The sequence below is a fragment of the Janthinobacterium sp. AD80 genome (genome assembly GCF_002878455.1).
GTDB lineage: Bacteria > Pseudomonadota > Gammaproteobacteria > Burkholderiales > Burkholderiaceae_D > Janthinobacterium.
Genome location: NZ_NRDQ01000004.1, coordinates 1 through 17,743 on the forward strand (window position 1 = coordinate 1; position 17,743 = coordinate 17,743).

Consider the following 17,743-nt stretch of genomic DNA (forward strand, 5'->3'; position numbering starts at 1 on the left):
CTGCGCCACGGGCAAGGCGCCGAACGGGTCGGCAAAGCCGGCGGCCTCGTAGGGCGGCACGTCCACGTCGACGAGCGGCTGCCAGGCCAGCGCCGCCGGTACTGGGGCTGGCGCCGCTGGCTTCGGCGCCAGTGCCGCTTGCGCCGCCCGCTCTTGCGCTTCGGGCAAGCGGTAGGCGTGCAGCACGGCATCCAGGGTCAGCAGACGATCCTTGCCGGCGGTCAAAACCAGCTCATGCACGGTGACGATGCGCGGCAAGCGCGCCAGGTCGGCCAGCAAGGCGCCCATGGCGTGATAGCCGCCGCGCAGCTGGATGGCGATCGGCAAGGCGACGTAATGCGCCTGCGGCCGGGCGGCACCGGGCTTGAAAAGGGAAAACTGCACGCCGCGCGCCTGGCCCGCCGCATTGATGTCACTCAACAGTGCCGCCATCGCCTGCTGGTCGGGCAGCTGCTGCTCCAGGCGGGCAAGTTCGGCGCCCGCCTGGCGCTGCTGCAAGCGCCATTGCGGCAACTGCCCCACCCTCGCTTGCGCCAGGAGCAGGCCGGCGCGCAGGCGGGCCTCTTCCCCCTGCGCCACCTGCACCGCGGCAACCAGCCCATCGAGCCAGGCCAGGTACAGCAGGGCGGCCACCAGCACCCCGGCCAGGGTGGCGCAGGCAAACCGCACGCGCAGCGGCCACTGCGACGCCGTCTTCAAGCTCAGCATGTTCTGTCTCCTCGGGATCAGGGTCGCGGCGCCGGCGCGTCACCGCTTGCCAACGCCAGCCGCACCGTCCACGCCACCGCGCCGCCTGCCGTGGCGCCTGCCGCATCGCGCACTTCCAGCAGTTCCGGCCGCGACCACGGTGCCGCCTCTTCCAGCGCCAGCAGCAGCGCCGCCACTTGCTCCTGCGACACAGCATGCCCCTGCAGCCGCACCATCGCTGCTTCCTCGCGCACACTGTGCAGGGCGACGCCGGCCGGCATCGCCCGCGCCAGCAGCACCAGCATGCGCACCCAGGCAGGACGCTGCGCTTGCAACCCGGCAATCGCTTGCTGGCGCAGCAGCAGCGCGGCCGTGTCGCGCCGCACCTGCTGGCCCGTGGCCAGCACGGTTTCCGCCTGCCGCATGGCGCGCCGCGCTGCGTCCTGGCGCTGCAGGTGCTTATCCAGGCGGTGCTGCAACCAGGCGCCCGCCAGCGCGCTCAACAGCAGTCCCAGCAAGGCGCCGCCGGCCAGCAGCCACAGCAGTGCCTGTGCGCGCCGGCGCCGCGCCGCATGGCGGTGCGGCAAGAGATTGATGCGCGCCAGCTGCGCCGCGGCCTTCATCGGGCGAAGCGGTGCAAGGCCAGGCCCCAGGCCACCTGGTACGCCTGGCCAGCGGGCATGGCTTGCCAGCCACCCTGCATAAGGGCCGCCTGCCGCGCCAGCGCCTCGCTATCCATGATGACGGCCTGCAAGCCTGCCGCCTTGACCACATCGAGACGGCACTGCACGCTGGCGCGCCGCGCCGCCACCAGCAGCACGTCGATCTCGCCGGCTTCCTTGTCAAGCCGGTTCTGCAGGGCGGGGGCAGGCCCGAGCACGAAAAAATCCAGGCGCGCATCTTCCAGCGCAAACGGCATGTATTGCGCCGCCTCCAGTTCCACCAGGATTTCCAGTTGCTCGTCAGGCAAGCCCGCCGGCAAGCGGATCGCGTGCGTGATCAGCGCCGTGGCCGGCATGGCCAGCGCCACCCTGGTGCAGCCGCTGCCGCTGTTCAGGCAAGCCTGGCGGATGGCCGCCGCCAGGCCGGTCTTGTCCTCGACATTTCCCTCAAGCATCATTCCCTGCGGCAGCACGGCTGTGCCGCAATGACGGCACGCCACGGTGCCGCGCCGGCGTCCCAGTTCGACCACGCGCACGGCATCGTCCGCCATGTCGAGGCCAAGCAGGCCGATGCCAAGAAAGTTGGGTATGGATATCTTTTTCATGGGGATATGCCGCCCAAGGAAAAGGCTGCGGCCATCCGAAATCCTAGCCCCCGCGCCGGGCCCTTGTATACGGATTTCACGCCCGCGCTTGCGGCGCCCTGCCCTTATCTGGCCCTGCCGTGATCTGGCGCAGAATAATTGTTACCAAATCCTGGTTGCCAGCAGGCTCAGACACGCTTATATAGAGTAGCGGCAACGCACGTCTGGCCTCCAGGCCAGCGCCCAGCCGTGCGGCGGCCCCGGCAAGCTCGCTTATAATTGAGCGGCATAAATTTACTGAAAGACACGATACGCATGACATCTTCATCCCCCGCCGGCAACGCTGGCTCGAAACCGCCCAAGAAGGGCAGCAAACCCAAACGCTTCCTGCTGATGGCCCTGGCATCGTTCCTGGGCCTGGGCGTCGTCGGCGTGTTGCTGGTGGTATTCGGCCTGGCCATGGCGTATCCGAACCTGCCGGCGCTCGATACCCTGACCGATTACAAGCCGAAGATGCCGCTGCGCATTTTCACCTCCGACAGCGTATTGATCGGCGAGTTCGGCGAAGAGCGTCGCAACATGGTGCACATCAAGGATATCCCCGATGTCATGAAGAAAGCCGTGCTGGCCATCGAGGATGACCGCTTTTACGAGCATGGCGGCGTCGACTATCTGGGCATCACCCGCGCAGCCCTGCACAACCTGACGGGCGGCGCCAAGCAAGGCGCCTCGACCATCACGCAGCAGGTGGCGCGCAACTTCTTCCTCTCCAGCGAACAGACCCTGAAGCGCAAGGCGTATGAAGTCTTGCTGGCCTGGAAGATCGAGAAAAACCTCAGCAAGGACCAGATCCTGGAAGTGTATATGAACCAGATTTATCTGGGTCAGCGCGCCTATGGCTTCGCCTCGGCTGCACAAATCTATTTCGGCAAGAATATCCAGGACCTCACCGTGGCAGAAGCGGCCATGCTGGCCGGCTTGCCGAAGGCGCCCTCGGCCTACAATCCCGTCGTCAACCCGAAGCGCGCGCGCATGCGCCAGCAATACATCCTGCAGCGCATGGCGCAGCTGGGCTACATCACGCCGGCGCAGTACGAAGAAGCCAAAAATGAAGAGCTGAAAGTGAAGACCGACAGCAGCGCCTTTGGCGTGCACGCGGAATACGTATCGGAAATGGCGCGCCAGCTGGTCTACGAGCAATTCAAGGAAGACACCTATACGCGCGGCCTGAACGTCTACACCACCATCACCAAGGCCGACCAGGACGCCGCCTACCTGGCCCTGCGCAAGGGCGTCATGGATTACGAAAAACGCCACGGCTACCGCGGCCCGGAAGCGTATATCGAGATTCCGAAAACCAAGGCGGAAGCGGACGATGCCATCGAGACGGAACTGGCCGACCATCCGGACAGCGACGACATCATCGCCGCCATGGTGCTGCAGGCCTCGCCCAAGTCCATCCAGGCCGTCACCTCGGCCGGCGAGGAAATCACCATCACCGGTCCCGGCCTGACCTTTGGCGCGGCCTGGCTGTCGGAAAAAGCGGCGCCGAACCGCCGCATCAAGCGCGGCGCCGTGATCCGCGTCATGCAGGAAGGCAGCAGCTGGGTCCTGACGCAGATGCCGGAAGTGCAATCGGCCTTCGTTTCGGCCAGCACCACGGACGGCGCCATCCGCGCCATGGTGGGCGGCTTCGATTACAACCGCAACAAGTTCAACCACGTCACGCAGGCATGGCGCCAGCCCGGTTCCGCCTTCAAGCCTTTCATTTATTCCGCTTCGCTGGAGCGGGGCCTGTCGCCGGCCACCATCATCAACGATGCGCCGATCTCGTTCGACGCGGGCCAGACGGGCGGCCAGGCGTGGGAACCGAAGAACTACGACAGCAAATACGACGGTCCCATGACCATGCGCAAGGGCTTGATGAAATCGAAGAACATGATTTCCATCCGCATCCTGCACAAGATCGGCGCCAAGTATGGCCAGGAATACGCCACGCGCTTCGGCTTTGACGCGGACAAGAACCCGCCCTACCTGACCCTGGCCCTGGGCGCCGGCAACGTCACGCCGCTGCAGATGGCGGGCGCGTATGCGGTGTTCGCCAACGGCGGCTACAAAATCAACCCGTATCTGATCGCCAAGGTTACCGATAGCGACGGCAACGTGCTGTCGCAAGCCAAGCCGGACCTGGCAGGCGAGGAAGCCAACCGCGTCATCGACGAGCGCAACGCCTTCATGATGAACAGCATGCTCAATGACGTCGTGCGTTTCGGCACGGCTAATAAAGCCATGGCCTTGAAGCGCCCTGACCTGGCCGGCAAGACGGGCACCACCAACGATTCCATCGATGCGTGGTTCGCCGGCTACCAGGCCAAGCTGGTGGGCATCGCCTGGATCGGCTACGACCAGCCGCGCAACCTGGGCAACCGCGAAACGGGCGGTGGCCTGGCCTTGCCGATCTGGATCAACTACATGGCGAAAGCGCTGAAAAGCATTCCCGTCGAGGAACGCGCCGTGCCGGAAGGCCTGATCCACGTGGGCGACGAGTACTACTATGCGGAAAACCCGCCAGGCACGGGCGTGGGTAGCCTGGAAGGCGCGGCGCGCGGCACGCCGGAGGAAGAAAAGGCCAAGGAAGCCGTGAAGAACGAGCTGTTCTGACGGCAATTTCGTGGATCGGGTAGGTCGGATTAGCGGCGAAGCCGCGTAATCCACCCCCCGACGCTAACAATGTTGTCGGATTACGCGCTTGCGCGCTACTCGACCTACGTTTCAGCAATAAAAAAGGGCAGCCCATGCGGGCTGCCCTTTTTTATTGCATGCGGCTGACAGGATTATTTCAACACCACAGTCGCACCCGCCTGTTCGCTGGCCATGGCGGACAGGGCCGCAAACAGTTCGGAGCCGTCGCGCGTGTTGAGCCACGTGTCGCCCACGCGCTTGTAGTGGAAGCCGCCGGAGCGGGCCGCCACCCACATTTCGCGCATGGGAGCCTGGCTGTTGACGATGATTTTCGTGCCGTTGTCGATGAACTCGATTTCCAGCACATTGCCGCTGCGGCTGCATTCGACGTCGAGCACGTCTTCATCGTTCAGCCGGTCCAGCGCCGCCTCGATCTGGGTCAGGGTGGCTTCGGCCAGGGCCAGGAATTCCGATTCGCTCATGCTACACTCCAAAGATCTTAATCAAACCGTGATTCTAATCGTGAAGTCATCCTCAGCGTTTTATATCGGCATTGCCATTGTGGTTACTAGCATCCTGGCAGGCTGCGGCCAGACCGGCCCCCTGTACCTGCCCAAGCCGCCAGCGGCCAAGGGCGCGCCGGCAAAAGGACCGGTCGAGCCGGCTCCCGTGCCGCCGCCACCGCTTATCGTACCAGCCGTACCAGCCGTACCAGCGACCTGAGCGGCACTTAAATCCGGCGTGCCGGGGTGGCTGCCGCGGCTGCCCTGGCACTTTTCGCGCGCTTGCTCCAGGCAAAATAGACGCGCATTGCCAGCAATAGCGCGACGATCACACCGAACAGTATCGGTTGCGCGAAATTGTGCTTGCCCGCCTTCATCCACCAGAAGTGCAAAATGCCCAGCGGGGCGATCACATAGATCAGCCGGTGCAACCACTGCCAGCGCTTGCCGCCCAAGCGCTTGACCATGCCGTTCGTGCTTGTCACGGCCAGCGGAATCAACAGCACGAAGGCGATGAAGCCCACCGTGATGAACGGACGCTTGAGCACATCCTTCCACATTTCCTGCACATCAAAAAAGTGGTCGAACCATAAAAAGGTCGTGAAGTGCAGTGCCGCGTAGAAAAACGCAAACAGGCCCAGCATGCGCCGCAGCTTGATCAGCCAGTTCCACTGCGTGAAACGGCGCAACGGCGTCACGGCCAGGCTGATGCAGAGGAAATACAGGGTCCAGTCACCCGTGCCGCGCGTGATGAATTCCAGCGGTTCCACCAGTTGCCCCGTGTACGTCAGCCAGACCATGCGGGCGAACGGCACCAGCGCCAGCAGGAAAATCAGGCTTTTCAGCAGCGACAGCTGCTTGCTTGTGGGGTTGATGGCCATGCGGCGTCCTTAAAAGAATTTCTTCAGATCCATGCCCGCATACAGCGAAGCGACATCGTTGTAGCCGTTGTACATCAGGGTCTTGCGCTTGCGCGTGAGAAAACCGTCTTCGCCGATGCGCCGCTCGGAAGCTTGCGACCAGCGCGGATGATCGACGTTGGGGTTCACATTCGAGTAAAAACCGTATTCGGACGGCGCCGACAGGTTCCAGGATGTGCGCGGCTGTTCCTTGACGAAACGGATCTTGACGATGGATTTGGCTGACTTGAAACCATATTTCCACGGCAACACCATGCGCACGGGCGCGCCATTCTGATTCGGCAAGGTTTCGCCATACATGCCCAGGGTCAGCAGCGCCAGCGGATGGTTCGCCTCGTCCATGCGCAAGCCTTCCGTATAGGGCCATTGCAACACGCGGCTGCCCACGCCCGGCATTTGCTTCTTGTCGGCCAGGGTGATGAATTCCACATACTTGGCATTGCCCGTCGGCTCGACCTTCTTGATGATTTCCGAGAAGGAATAACCGATCCACGGTATCACCATCGACCAGCCTTCGACGCAGCGCAGGCGGTAGACGCGCTCTTCCAGCGGCGCCAGCTTCAGCAGGGCGTCGAGATCGAGCGTCATCGGCTTCTTGACTTCGCCTTCGATGCTGACCGTCCACGGCCGCGTGCGCAAGGTGCCCGCGTTTTGCGCCGGGTCACTCTTGTCCGTGCCGAACTCATAGAAATTATTGTAGGTGGTGGCGTCTTTGTAGGCCGTCTGCTTTTCCAGCGCCGAATAGGCGGGATTGAGCTTGGCGGCCAGCTTCGGATTGGTGCCCTGCGCGAATGCTTCGCGGCTGGCCATTTCCAGCAAGGCCGCGCTGGAGATCGAGCCCAACGCCACTTGCTTGATGAAACTGCGGCGCGATTCAAACACGGCGCGCGGCGTGATTTCGGAAGAATACGGCAACTCAATGCCGTTGGGACTGCGCTTGATCAACATGGCGGCTCCGGAAAAAGGTGATTGGATATAACCTTACACCAGTTTTTCCGGGCCGTTCATGACGCTTCTGTCATGCAAAAAGCAATTACAACTTTCCGTAAGAATGCAGGCCTGAAAGGAACATATTGACGCCCAGGAAAGCAAACGTCGTCACCAGCAAGCCCACCAGCGCCCACCAAGAGGCGACGCGACCGCGCAAGCCCGTCATCAGGCGCATGTGCAGCCAGGCCGCATAGTTGAGCCAAACGATCAACGCCCACGTTTCCTTCGGATCCCACGACCAGTAGCCGCCCCAAGCCTCGGCCGCCCACAGGGCGCCCAGGATGGTGGCTACCGTAAAGAAAGCGAAGCCGACGGAAATGGCCTTGTACATGACGTCATCGAGCACTTCCAGCGATGGCAGGCGGTCGACCAGGTAGCCGCTCGATTTGAGCAGGTAGGCCGATGCCACCATGGCCGACAGCGCGAACGTGCCGTAGCCGATGAAGTTGGCCGGCACGTGGATCTTCATCCACCAGCTTTGCAGGGCCGGCACCAGCGGCTGGATCTCGGCCGCGTCGCGCGTGACCGTGTACCACATCAGGAAGACGACGGCGGCCGAAATCACCAGCATGACGAAGGCGCCCAGCTGGCGCGTGGCGTAATGCTGCTCGTAATACAGGTAGAACATGGCCGTGATCAGGGAGAACAGGATGAACACTTCATACAGGTTCGACACGGGAATGTGGCCGACGTCGGCACCGATCAGATAAGACTCGTACCAGCGCACCAGCATGCCCGTCAGGCCCAGCACCACGCCAGCCCAGCACAGCAGGGAGCCGACGGACGAGCCAAATTCCGAGCGCGCCACCAGGCCGATCCAGTAGAACAGGGTCGACAGCACGAACAAGGTGCCCATCCACAAGATGGCGGACTGGCTGGACAAGATATATTTCAGGAAGAATTTCTGGTTCGCCATGTCCAGGTGGCCCGCGTACAGCTCGATGGCGAACAGCGACAGCACGGCCGCCACGGGGATCAGCCAGCGCACGGGTTTCCAGTACCAGCCCAGCCACGCAAAGGTGGGGGCCGATGCCAGCAGGATGGCCTTTTCATAGATATCCATGAATGCGCCAAAGCGAACCAGGCCGAACAGCGCGGCGGCCAGCAAGCCGGCGCCGTACACCCAGTCAATCAGGCTCAGGCGTTTAAAGAATCCCGGTTCCTGCGTATATATTTGCTTGTTTGCAATTTCCATCATTTTCTCCATTCCCGGCCACCGCGCCGTGCCGTGCCGCAACTCAGCTCATTCAACTCAGCGCAGCTTACGCCGATTGCGGCAGCTTTGCCTTCAAGTTCTCAAATTCTTTTTCAAAGTCCAGGGTCTTGCGCTGCGTGCTCATGGCCATCAGCGCGTCGCTGCCGCCCTCGCCATCCTTGATCCACACCCACAGGCGGCGCTCGCGGATATAGAACATGGAAAACACGCCGATCACGAGGAACAGGCAGCCCAGGTAGACGACGCTCTTGCCCGGCGAACGCGTCACCTGCAGCACGGACGCCTTAATTTCCGTAAAGTCATCGAGCTGCAGGTACACGGGCGCGCCATAGAAGAAGCTGTCGGACAGCGCATTCGTCGCCAGTTGCAGGAAGCGGCCATGCTTGTCATCGGCCTCGATGGCTTTCAAGCCATCCTTGGCGCGCGCCGCCTGCCACAAGTCCCACAGGCTGCCATTGAGAATTTTCATGAAGATGTCGGCGGCCTTTTCTTGCTCGGCGGCTGGAATTTTCTCCAGGAAACGCGAAATGGCGAGGAAACCGCCCTCTTGTCCGCTGCCGGCAAAGATACCCAGGCTTTTCGCCGCCGACTCCTGCAACTGGCTGCGCAGCGCTTCCGCGCCCGGCTGCGGCATGGCCCGCGCCGCATAGCGGGCGGCGGCCTGCTGGCGCAGTTCCGGGTCTTGCAGCGCGGCACGCAAGCGCATCCATTCCGTCACGCTGTAATTGTCGTCGGCGGGAATGCGCAGGTAGCTGAACGGATCGCTGGGGTTGACGCGCATGCCTGCCAGGAATACCGTGGCGCCATCGACCGTCACGGGCTGCATGTAATTCTGGTACTCGCGCGCCTGGCCCGTCTTGTCGCGCAATTTGTATTGCACCGACGGTCCCACGTTCTTCAGATCCTTGTTATTGGCGTTCTTCGCGGCCGAACCCAGACGCTTGTCGAGGCCGACGGAGAATTTCTCGTTAAAACTTTCCGCCTTGCTGACGGCGCGCACATCCTGGCCGGCGCTGAGGTTTTCCACGTTGAACGGGCGGAAACCTGACCATTCCACCGTGTAGGAATTGCCATCGCTGCGCTCGAGCGGCGTGCTGCCGCCCACTTCGCCGCCGATGTCGAAGCGTTTCGTCGTCTTGCCCGTCATGGGGAAGCCAGTCAACTTGAGCTTGCTGCCGCCATCTTCAAAGCTGGACTGGTACAGGGCCAGACCCTTGTACAGCAGCGGCTGGTTGACTTTGATGGTGGCCGGAAAGCTCTCACCCGTTTCATGGTCGGTGACGACCACGTCGCTGGCAAACAGCTTGGGCATGCCCGTACTGTAGAAATCGATGTGGAATTTCTTCAGCAAGATAGTAATGGGCAAATCCTGGATCAGTACGCCATCGGCCTGGGGGATGATGGCCGTGTTGCTCGACGAGCCTTCCGGAATCATGGTGTTGCCGCGGAAGGTAGGGTTCGACAGGCTCAGGCGGTGCTGGGCGGGAATCTCGGCGATCACGCCGCTGCCGGCAAATGGCGTCTTGCCAAAGAACCACTGTTGTACGCGGATCGGCATTTCCGAATCGAGCAAGCCGCCCACGCAGATGATGACGATGGCGCCGTGGGCAAAGATATAGCCCCATTTATTCACTGCGCCGCGCTTGGCGGCCACCAGGGTGGCGTTGTCCTTCTCGACCACCTTGGCCCCGTAGCCGGCGTCTTTCAGGCGCATGACCATCTGCTGCGCCAGCACGGCGCGCGGCAGCGGCGCCTGCCATTCCGTCTTGTGGTGGAAGTTGCGCAACGATTGCTCGCGCACATTGTCGCGCCAGCTGCGCATGTCCTTGAGCATCTTCGGCGCATTGCGCACGATGCACAGCGAGGTCGAGGCGACCAGGAAACCCATGATGACAAGGAACCACCATGCCGAATACACGGAATACAGGCTCAGCTTGTCGAAGACGGAAAACCAGAACGGCCCGAACTGGTTCACATAATTAGGCATGGGCTCGTTCTGCTTGAGCACCGTGCCGATGACGGACGCGACGGCGATCAGGGTCAGCAAGCTGATGGCAAAGCGCATCGACGAGACCAGCTCGACGAATTCAGCCAGGCTGCGGCGTTGGGTCTTTAACTCGATTCCGGTCGTGCCTGTGCTCATACGTTGTTACTCATACGGGATATGCAATCTTCAAGAAAATGAGGCATGGAGCAAACATAATTTCTCCGCGCAAGGCGGCAGCATACTACTGTTTGGCCCTTGCCATAAAAAAGGGCAGCCCGCTGAGACGGCCGCCCTTGTTCATGTGCGCTGGAACGCGTGGCAATCTCTTGCCACTATGAAAACTTACTTCAGGCCGGCGATGTAATCGGCAACGGCGGCAATCTCGTCATCCGACATGCGGGCGGCGATGGTGTGCATTTCAGCACTGTTCTTGCGGGCATCCGCCTTGGTGCTGCGGAACAGGGTCAGCTGGGCCACCGTGTAGTCCTGGTGCTGGCCGGCGATGCGCGGATACTGGACGGGAATGCCATTGCCCGTCGCGCCATGACAGCTGGCACAGGCCGCAACTTGCTTAGCAGCAATACCGCCACGGTAGATTTTCTTGCCCAGGTCGATCGTATCCTTGTTCTTCGCGGCACCCGGCTTGGACAGCTGCGTGCCCAGATAGGCGGCGATATTCTTCTTGTCGGCGTCGCTCAGCATCTTCGCGTACGTCGTCATGACGGGCTGGTTGCGCTGCGGCGTGGTGAAGTCGACCAATTGCTTGTAGATATAGCTTTCGTGCTGGCCGGCCAGTTTCGGGTTGACCGAGATGGTCGAATTGCCGGCGGCGCCGTGGCAGGAGACGCAGGCGGGCAAACCACGCGCCGCATCGCCATCGGCGTACAGGGTGGCGCCCTTGGCCGCATCGGCCTTGACGGCGACCGCTGGCGCGGCAGCTGGTTTCGGTGCTTCGACCGCGGAGGCAGTTGCCGATACAGCCAGCAAAGCGAGCAGCATGGAGTGGACAAACGGTGAAAACGCACGATTCATTCAGGCACCCTGAGACAGTGAGAAATTAGTGGTGGACATTGCCGCGCCCTGGGGATTTTTGCTTTATTTTCAGGGCCGCAAGCCGCATCGCTGCTACGCCGGCAACAATAAACAACCCCTTATTGTACAATAGCTTCTTGGCGTTATCGCTCCCTTATCGCTCCCTTTTGTTGCTTTACTACTCCCATGTCAAAACTCTGGCAAGCCCGCTTCTTTACGACCGTCAACCAACTGCGTGACCTGCCCGATACCACGGTGCCGGAAATCGCTTTTGCCGGCCGCTCCAATGCCGGTAAATCGACCGCCATCAACATCTTGTGTAATCAGAAAGGCTTGGCGTTCGCCTCCAAGACACCTGGCCGTACCCAGCACATCAACTACTTCTCCATCGGCGGCGCCCACGTGGCGCAGCACCGCAAGGATGCCACCATCGTCGAAGAGATCGAATGCCTGCTGGTCGACTTGCCGGGCTACGGCTACGCGGAAGTGTCGGGCTCGGCGAAATTGCACTGGCAGCGCCTGCTGGGCGACTACGTGCAGCGCCGCGAACAATTGGCCGGCCTGATCCTGATCATGGATTCGCGCCGCCCGTTCACCGACCTGGACATTCAAATGCTGGAATGGTTCGCCCCGACCGGCAAGCCGATCCACTGCATCCTGACCAAGGTCGATAAGCTCAACCGCAATGAATCGGTCAACGCGCTGCGCCAGGCCAAGGCCAAGCTCGACAGCTATGTGGACGAAGACGGTATCGGCTTCCCGTTCACGGTGCAGCTGTTCTCGGCCCTGAAACGCGTTGGCATCGAAGAAGCCAATGACAAGATCATGGAACTGGCCGGCATCAGCGAAGACGGCGCCGCCCAGATGGTCGAGCTGATCGAGATGGAAGACGACGTCGAGCCGGAAGCCGGAACCGACAAGCCCGCCTGATTATCGGCAGCGGCAAGCAAAAAGGCTGCCCGCTCACGCGGTGCAGCCTTTTTTATTGCCGTCAGTCTTGCGACCGCCTAGCGCCTTCCCGGCCCTGGCCGCTTGTCGCCAAAGAATTCCTGGCGCAGGAAGGCCATTAGCTCGGCCGTATCCTCGACCCGCGCGCTGAGGTTGACGTTGCGCCCCAGGCGCCGCGATTCCCAGACGAAGTCGCCTGGTTTTTCGGCACGGATCAGCTGGATCATCTTCTTCAGGATGGCCGTTTCGATATCGGGTTCGTTGCCCAGCTCGACTTTCTCCTGCTTCAGCCAGTTGCGCTTGAAGTTGCCATTCCAGCCCTTGAACTTGACTTCGGCACTGAAGGACGTCTGGTTGACGATGGAAAACACCCCGCCCGAATCCTCGCGGTCACTGCCGGAATTGCGTCCCTGCGCGCCGGCGATATTCGCCTTGGCCACGCGCATGGCGCGGTCGTTTTCGCTTTCTTCGGCCGGCGGCGCGGGATTTTGCGCTTCGCGCTGCTTGCGGCGCTGCTCGATCATCGAGCTCATGTCTTCAGCCGGCGGCGGCGGCAACGGCACTTTCGATACCAGCGGCGGCGTAAATGTTTCCAGTTTCGGCTTGTCGCGCGGCACGTCTTTCGTCACCACGCGCTTGCTTGGTGCAGGTGGCGGTTTCACCTTGGCCACTTTCGTGTCCTTCGGCTTGGGCGTGGGTTTCGGTTGCGGCTTCGGTTGCGGCTTGTCCTTCAGGGGCGCGATGTAGACCATCGCGCTTTCCTTCTTCGGCGGTGGAATCTTTTCGATTTTGTCGCTACGAAACAGCACATACGCCGCCAGCAGCACGTGCAGCAAGACGGACACGCCAAGCGCCACCTTGCGCATGGTGCTGGTCCTGGACCCGTAGGCCGGTGGTGGCTGGATCACTTGCCCGCAGGTGGGACAAATATCGGAATCGGCAGCCAGCAAATGGGTCGTGTCATGCAAAATGAATCGTGCTTTCTGTGTAGCGACAAAAGTAATCTTACAGGGCAGCCATAGTGCCAGAGTCCCTTGCTTTTGGGAACACTTCCTCGGCATTTCCAACCCGAAGCGTACAGGATAGCGGCATTCCTTGCAGCGCTAGCCAGAGTACCCGAGCCGACTCTTGACGGTTGTTACCGTATGTATCATGGCCCATACAAAAGCGGCGCGCCATTCACAGGGGAAGGGCGCGCCGCTTACGGGTCATGGCAACACTCAAGCCTTGTTGTCGAGTGCGACCAGTTGCTCGTCCGTCAACGGCCCCGTGCCGCTGAACTTGTCCAGGAACAGATAGATGACGGGTGTGATGAACAGGGTAATGACTTGCGAGAAAATCAAGCCGCCCACCACGGCCAGGCCCAGCGGCTGGCGCAGTTCGGCGCCCGCGCCCAGGCCCAGGGCGATCGGCAAGGCGCCCATCAGGGCCGCCGCCGTGGTCATCATGATGGGGCGGAAACGCAGGATGCACGCCTGGCGGATGGCCTCAGGCGGGCTCATGCCTTCATTGCGCTGCGCATGCAGGGCGAAGTCGATCATCATGATGGCGTTCTTCTTGACGATGCCGATCAGCATCAGAATGCCGATGATGGCGATCATGGTCAGGTCCATATTGAACAGGCGCAGGGTCAGCAGCGCGCCCACGGCCGCCGACGGCAAGCCGGCCAGGATGGTCAGCGGGTGGATGTAGCTTTCGTACAAGACGCCCAGCAGCACATAGATCACAGCCAGCGCGGCGATGATGAGGATGATCTGGCTAGCCTGCGAGCTCTGGAAGACGGCCGCGTCGCCACCGTAGCGCGTGATGATGGAAGCCGGCAAGTTCATGTCCTTGGACATCACGTCGATCTTGCCGGTGGCGATGCCCAGCGGCACGTCCGGCGCAAGGTTGAAGGCGATCGTTACAGCCTGCAATTGCCCCTGGTGATTCACGGACGTGGGACCGATCGTGCGTTCCACGCGAGCAATACTGGACAATTTGACCAATTCGCCCGACTTGCTGCGCACGGACACGCGCGTGAGCGCATCGTCGTACTGGCGGTCCGCCGTGGCCGCTTCCAGGATCACGTAATAGCTGGCCGCCGAGGAATAAATGGTCGACACCTGACGTTCGCCAAAGGCGCTGTACAGGGCCGTACGGATGTCGGACATCTGCACACCGAGCAAATTGGCCTTGTCGCGGTCAATTTTCAGCGAGGCTTGCAAACCCTTGATCTGCGAGTCGCTGGTAACGTCGCGGAAGGCGGGATCGGCACGCATGCCGGCAATAAATTTTTCAGCCCAGTCATTCAAGGCGTCGGGACTGACGCTTTGCAAGGTGTACTGGTAGCGGCTCTTGCTCTGGCGCCCGCCCAGCTGCAAGTTTTGCACGGGACGGAAATACACGGCCATGCCGGGCACGGCACTGGTCGCGCGGCGCAGGTTTTCCAGCACCACGGGCATTTTCGGGCGCTCGCTGCGCGGTTTCAAGACCATGAACATGCGGCCCGTATTGCCGCCGCCGACGAAGGAGGTGACGTCCTGCACGCTGGGGTCGGCGCGGATCACCTCGGCCATGCGGTTCTGCAAGGCAAGCAAGGCTTCCGAGGAAATATCTTCCGACGCTTCCGTATTCACCTGGATCTGGCCCAGGTCTTCCTCGGGGAAGAAGCCTTTCGGGATGGTGCTGTACAGGATTACCGTCAGGGCGAAGGTGACGACGGCAACGCCCAGCACCACGTTGCGGTGCGCCAGGGCCTTGTCGAGCATGAACACATAGCCATTGCGCAAGCGCGTAAAGCCCGCTTCGAAATGGCGGCCGATGAAGCTCTTTTCACCATGGCTGGGGTCGCTGTCGTTGTGCTCGCGCGAGTCGGCCGGCAGGAAGCGGCTGGCCAGCATCGGCACCAGGGTCAGCGAGACGATGGCCGACACCAGCACGGCCAGCGAGACGACGACGGCGAACTCGTGGAACAGCAGGCCGATGACGCCCGGCATGAAGAAGATGGGGATGAACACGGCCACCAGCGAGACGGAGATCGAAATGATGGTAAAGCCCATCTCTTTCGCCCCGTCCAGGGAGGCGCGGATGGGCTTCTTGCCCATCTCGATATGCCGCACGATGTTTTCCAGCACCACGATGGCATCGTCGACCACCAAGCCCACGGCCAGGGTAATGCCCAGCAGGGACACATTGTCGAGGCTGTAGCCGAGCCAGTACAGCAGGGCCAGCGCGCCCAGCAGGGAGATGGGCATGGTCACGGCCGGAATGAAGGTGGCAGCCGCGCGGTGCAGGAACAGGAAGATCACCAGCACCACCAGCACCACCGTCAGGGCCAGGGTCAGGTTGACATCGTGGATGGCTTCGCGGATCGACAGCGAGCGGTCATTGACCAGACTGATCTGTATCGACTGGGGCAATTGTTCCTTGAAGCCGGGCAGCAAACGGCGCACGCCATCGACCACTTGCACGGTGTTGGCGTCCGGCTGACGCTGCACCATCAGGCTGATCGAGCGCTCGCCATTGAAACTGCCGGCCGCCTTGATCGATTGGAAACTGTCTTCGACCTCGGCAACTTCCTTCAGGCGCACGGGCTGGCCATTGCGCGTGGCGACGATCAGCTCGGCAAAGTCGGCCGCCTTCATCATCTGCGGATTGCCCTGGATGGTCAGCGTCTGGCTGGGGCCGTCAAGAATGCCCAGCGGCGAATTCGTGTTCGACGTGCGCAGCGCCGTGGCCAGCTCGTCCATCGTCAGGTTGCGCGCATTCATCAGGTCGGCACGGGCGCGCACGCGCACGGCAAAGCGCTTCTGGCCATTGACGATGACCTGGGCCACGCCAGGCAAAGTCGACAGGCTCGGGGCGATCAGGTTTTCCGCGTAATCGTTGAGGTCCGACAAGTTCAAAGATGGCGAGGTCAACTGGATGAACAGCACCGGCGCGTCGGCCGGATTGACCTTGCGGTAGGACGGCAAGTCCGTCATTTCCGTGGGCAACTGGCGCTGCGCGCGCAGCAGAGCCGCCTGCACGTCGACGGCCGCTTCATTGACATTGATGCTGGCGTCAAATTCCAGGGTCAGCGAGGTGTTGCCCAGCGTACTAGTCGAGGTGATCAGGCTGAGGCCGGAAATGGTGGAAAACTGCTTTTCCAGCGGCAAGGCCACCGAGGACGCCATGGTTTCCGGGCTGGCACCGGCCAGGTCGGCGCTGACGTTGATGACGGGCGTGTTATAGCTCGGCAAGGCCGCCACGGGAATCTGCAGATAGGCCAGCACGCCGGCCAGGATGATGGAGAGGGACAGCAGCACCACCATGGTGGGGCGGCGGATGCTCAGTTCGGACAGGTTCATGCTGGCTTGCCCTGCGCTGCGGCGGCGCCATCGGCGGCCTTGTGTTTGTCCGCCAGGCGCACCTTGCTGCCCGGACGCAGGTTTTGCTTGCCATCGACGATGACTTGCTCATCGCCGTTCAAGCCCGTGACGACGGCATTCGGCCCGAACGCGTACACGCGGGCGATCTTGCGCATCTTCGCCGTGTTGTCCGCTTCCATCGAGTAGACGAAAATGCCGGTGGTATTGGTGATGATGGCGTTTTGCGGGATGACCAGCGCATCCTTGAGGGTGCGCACGGTCAGCTGCGTATTCACATATTGGCCAGGCCACAAGTCGGTGCCGCCATTATTGAAACGCGCCTTGACCTTGATCACGCCCGTGGTGGGATCGACAGCGTTGTCGATGAAACTCAGCTTGCCGTCGAGCTGCTTGCCGCCAGCGTCTGCCAGCAATGCCGTGACGGGCACCTCGCCCGCCTTTTGCGCCGCCAGCAAGGCCGACAAGCTGCTTTCCGGCAAGGTGAACGCCACGTCGATCGGGTCGAGCTGGGTGATGCTGGTGAGCGACGTGGTCGGCTGCACGAGACTGCCCGCGTAGACACTGATGGCCCCCACCCTGCCCCCTTGCGGCGCGCGCAGGACGGTGTAGCTGGAATCGACCTGGGCCGCACGCAATGCAGCCTGGTCGGCGGCCAGCAGGGCACGCGCCGCGTCGAGCTGGCTTTGCAGGGTATCGACGGCGCCCTGGGCGATGAAATTCTTGCTCAGCAAATCCTGGTTGCGCTTGAGCTGGCGCTCCAGATCGGCCACCGAGGCGCGGTCGCGCAACACTTGCGCCTGCGCCTTGTCCACATTCGCGTGTTCGCTGCGCGCGTCCAGCGTGAACATCAGCTCGCCCTGCTTGACGAACTGGCCTTCGCGGATATGCACCTTGGTGATCGTGCTGGTGGTCTGCGGGTGCAAATCGACGCTGCTGATCGGCGTCACGCTGCCGTTCGCTTGCAGCAGCATCGGCACATCCTGGCGCAGCGGCTTGATCACGCTGACGGTGGTGGGCGCCTGCATGCCGCCCTTGCCTCCTTTGCCATCCTGGCCAGCGGCAGACCCGGCGGACTGATGATTGAAATACCAGATACCGCCGCCGATACACAGGGCCGCACCCACCACGATTGCCAGGCTAGTCTTTTTCATTGTTCTGTCACGCTGTCGCAGCGCAGGGC

General features: G+C 61.9%; 15 protein-coding genes. 3 read left to right on the forward strand and 12 right to left on the reverse strand.

Features of this window, described 5'->3' with window-relative positions; all coding sequences use genetic code 11:
• From JaAD80_RS00775 to pilM, 3 genes are all read right to left on the reverse strand, one after another.
• Window positions 1–708: type 4a pilus biogenesis protein PilO (locus JaAD80_RS00775; RefSeq protein ID WP_102292467.1), on the reverse strand; the 708-nt coding region annotated here is incomplete at its 3' end.
• A 17-nt stretch (window positions 709–725) separates the two neighbouring features.
• Complete coding sequence (locus JaAD80_RS00780) at window positions 726–1,310, reverse strand: PilN domain-containing protein (RefSeq protein ID WP_102292468.1); 585 nt, start codon at window positions 1,308–1,310, stop codon at window positions 726–728.
• Window positions 1,307–1,954 carry a pilus assembly protein PilM gene (gene pilM, locus JaAD80_RS00785; protein WP_102292469.1) on the reverse strand — a complete coding sequence of 216 codons (648 nt, stop codon included), beginning with the start codon at window positions 1,952–1,954 and terminating at the stop codon, window positions 1,307–1,309. Before pilM ends, JaAD80_RS00780 begins: the two co-directional genes overlap by 4 nt.
• A gap of 294 nt (window positions 1,955–2,248) precedes the next feature.
• Here pilM and JaAD80_RS00790 point away from each other — a divergent pair, with 294 nt between their 5' ends.
• On the forward strand, window positions 2,249–4,594 hold the full coding sequence (locus tag JaAD80_RS00790) for a penicillin-binding protein 1A (RefSeq protein WP_102292470.1): 2,346 nt from the start codon (window positions 2,249–2,251) through the stop codon (window positions 4,592–4,594).
• Between the two features lie 173 nt (window positions 4,595–4,767).
• On the opposite strand, the gene cyaY is transcribed toward JaAD80_RS00790, so the two are convergent.
• Window positions 4,768–5,097 (reverse strand): iron donor protein CyaY, encoded by a 330-nt coding sequence (gene cyaY, locus JaAD80_RS00795; RefSeq protein ID WP_102292471.1) that lies wholly within the window; start codon window positions 5,095–5,097, stop codon window positions 4,768–4,770.
• Between cyaY and JaAD80_RS31950 the strand changes: the two genes are divergently transcribed.
• On the forward strand, window positions 5,096–5,338 hold the full coding sequence (locus tag JaAD80_RS31950; RefSeq protein ID WP_102292472.1) for a lipoprotein: 243 nt from the start codon (window positions 5,096–5,098) through the stop codon (window positions 5,336–5,338). The genes cyaY and JaAD80_RS31950 overlap by 2 nt on opposite strands.
• 7 nt (window positions 5,339–5,345) lie before the next feature.
• Here the strand turns inward: JaAD80_RS31950 and JaAD80_RS00805 are convergent, their stop codons facing one another.
• From JaAD80_RS00805 to JaAD80_RS00825, 5 genes are all read right to left on the reverse strand, one after another.
• Complete coding sequence (locus JaAD80_RS00805; protein WP_102292473.1) at window positions 5,346–5,999, reverse strand: sulfite oxidase heme-binding subunit YedZ; 654 nt, start codon at window positions 5,997–5,999, stop codon at window positions 5,346–5,348.
• 9 nt (window positions 6,000–6,008) lie between these two features.
• Window positions 6,009–6,986 (reverse strand): protein-methionine-sulfoxide reductase catalytic subunit MsrP, encoded by a 978-nt coding sequence (gene msrP / locus JaAD80_RS00810; RefSeq protein ID WP_102292474.1) that lies wholly within the window; start codon window positions 6,984–6,986, stop codon window positions 6,009–6,011.
• Between the two features lie 85 nt (window positions 6,987–7,071).
• Window positions 7,072–8,223: a c-type cytochrome biogenesis protein CcsB gene (gene ccsB / locus JaAD80_RS00815; protein ID WP_102292475.1), complete on the reverse strand. Its 1,152-nt coding sequence runs from the start codon at window positions 8,221–8,223 to the stop codon at window positions 7,072–7,074.
• A 67-nt stretch (window positions 8,224–8,290) separates the two neighbouring features.
• Entirely contained in the window at window positions 8,291–10,387 is a 2,097-nt protein-coding gene (locus JaAD80_RS00820) for a cytochrome c biogenesis protein ResB (RefSeq protein WP_102292476.1), read from the reverse strand.
• Between the two features lie 186 nt (window positions 10,388–10,573).
• Window positions 10,574–11,263 (reverse strand): cytochrome c, encoded by a 690-nt coding sequence (locus JaAD80_RS00825; protein WP_102292477.1) that lies wholly within the window; start codon window positions 11,261–11,263, stop codon window positions 10,574–10,576.
• 186 nt (window positions 11,264–11,449) lie between these two features.
• Here JaAD80_RS00825 and yihA point away from each other — a divergent pair, with 186 nt between their 5' ends.
• Window positions 11,450–12,193 (forward strand): ribosome biogenesis GTP-binding protein YihA/YsxC, encoded by a 744-nt coding sequence (gene yihA / locus JaAD80_RS00830; protein WP_071325653.1) that lies wholly within the window; start codon window positions 11,450–11,452, stop codon window positions 12,191–12,193.
• A gap of 77 nt (window positions 12,194–12,270) precedes the next feature.
• Here the strand turns inward: yihA and JaAD80_RS00835 are convergent, their stop codons facing one another.
• From JaAD80_RS00835 to JaAD80_RS00845, 3 genes are all read right to left on the reverse strand, one after another.
• Entirely contained in the window at window positions 12,271–13,077 is an 807-nt protein-coding gene (locus JaAD80_RS00835; RefSeq protein WP_102292478.1) for a hypothetical protein, read from the reverse strand.
• A gap of 354 nt (window positions 13,078–13,431) precedes the next feature.
• Window positions 13,432–16,542, reverse strand: coding sequence for an efflux RND transporter permease subunit (locus JaAD80_RS00840; RefSeq protein WP_102292479.1), 3,111 nt, complete (start codon window positions 16,540–16,542; stop codon window positions 13,432–13,434).
• Window positions 16,539–17,714: an efflux RND transporter periplasmic adaptor subunit gene (locus JaAD80_RS00845; RefSeq protein ID WP_102292480.1), complete on the reverse strand. Its 1,176-nt coding sequence runs from the start codon at window positions 17,712–17,714 to the stop codon at window positions 16,539–16,541. Before JaAD80_RS00845 ends, JaAD80_RS00840 begins: the two co-directional genes overlap by 4 nt.
• Window positions 17,715–17,743 lie beyond the last annotated feature (29 nt).

Bases quoted from the DNA above. Each gene is read 5' to 3' on its own strand.
- JaAD80_RS00780 (WP_102292468.1), bottom strand. From the start codon at position 1,310: ATGAAGGCCGCGGCGCAGCTGGCGCGCATCAATCTCTTGCCGCACCGC.
- pilM (WP_102292469.1), bottom strand. From the start codon at position 1,954: ATGAAAAAGATATCCATACCCAACTTTCTTGGCATCGGCCTGCTTGGC.
- JaAD80_RS00790 (WP_102292470.1), top strand. From the start codon at position 2,249: ATGACATCTTCATCCCCCGCCGGCAACGCTGGCTCGAAACCGCCCAAG.
- JaAD80_RS31950 (WP_102292472.1), top strand. From the start codon at position 5,096: ATGCTACACTCCAAAGATCTTAATCAAACCGTGATTCTAATCGTGAAG.
- cyaY (WP_102292471.1), bottom strand. From the start codon at position 5,097: ATGAGCGAATCGGAATTCCTGGCCCTGGCCGAAGCCACCCTGACCCAG.
- JaAD80_RS00805 (WP_102292473.1), bottom strand. From the start codon at position 5,999: ATGGCCATCAACCCCACAAGCAAGCAGCTGTCGCTGCTGAAAAGCCTG.
- msrP (WP_102292474.1), bottom strand. From the start codon at position 6,986: ATGTTGATCAAGCGCAGTCCCAACGGCATTGAGTTGCCGTATTCTTCC.
- ccsB (WP_102292475.1), bottom strand. From the start codon at position 8,223: ATGGAAATTGCAAACAAGCAAATATATACGCAGGAACCGGGATTCTTT.
- JaAD80_RS00820 (WP_102292476.1), bottom strand. From the start codon at position 10,387: ATGAGCACAGGCACGACCGGAATCGAGTTAAAGACCCAACGCCGCAGC.
- JaAD80_RS00825 (WP_102292477.1), bottom strand. From the start codon at position 11,263: ATGAATCGTGCGTTTTCACCGTTTGTCCACTCCATGCTGCTCGCTTTG.
- yihA (WP_071325653.1), top strand. From the start codon at position 11,450: ATGTCAAAACTCTGGCAAGCCCGCTTCTTTACGACCGTCAACCAACTG.
- JaAD80_RS00835 (WP_102292478.1), bottom strand. From the start codon at position 13,077: ATGCGCAAGGTGGCGCTTGGCGTGTCCGTCTTGCTGCACGTGCTGCTG.
- JaAD80_RS00840 (WP_102292479.1), bottom strand. From the start codon at position 16,542: ATGAACCTGTCCGAACTGAGCATCCGCCGCCCCACCATGGTGGTGCTG.
- JaAD80_RS00845 (WP_102292480.1), bottom strand. From the start codon at position 17,714: ATGAAAAAGACTAGCCTGGCAATCGTGGTGGGTGCGGCCCTGTGTATC.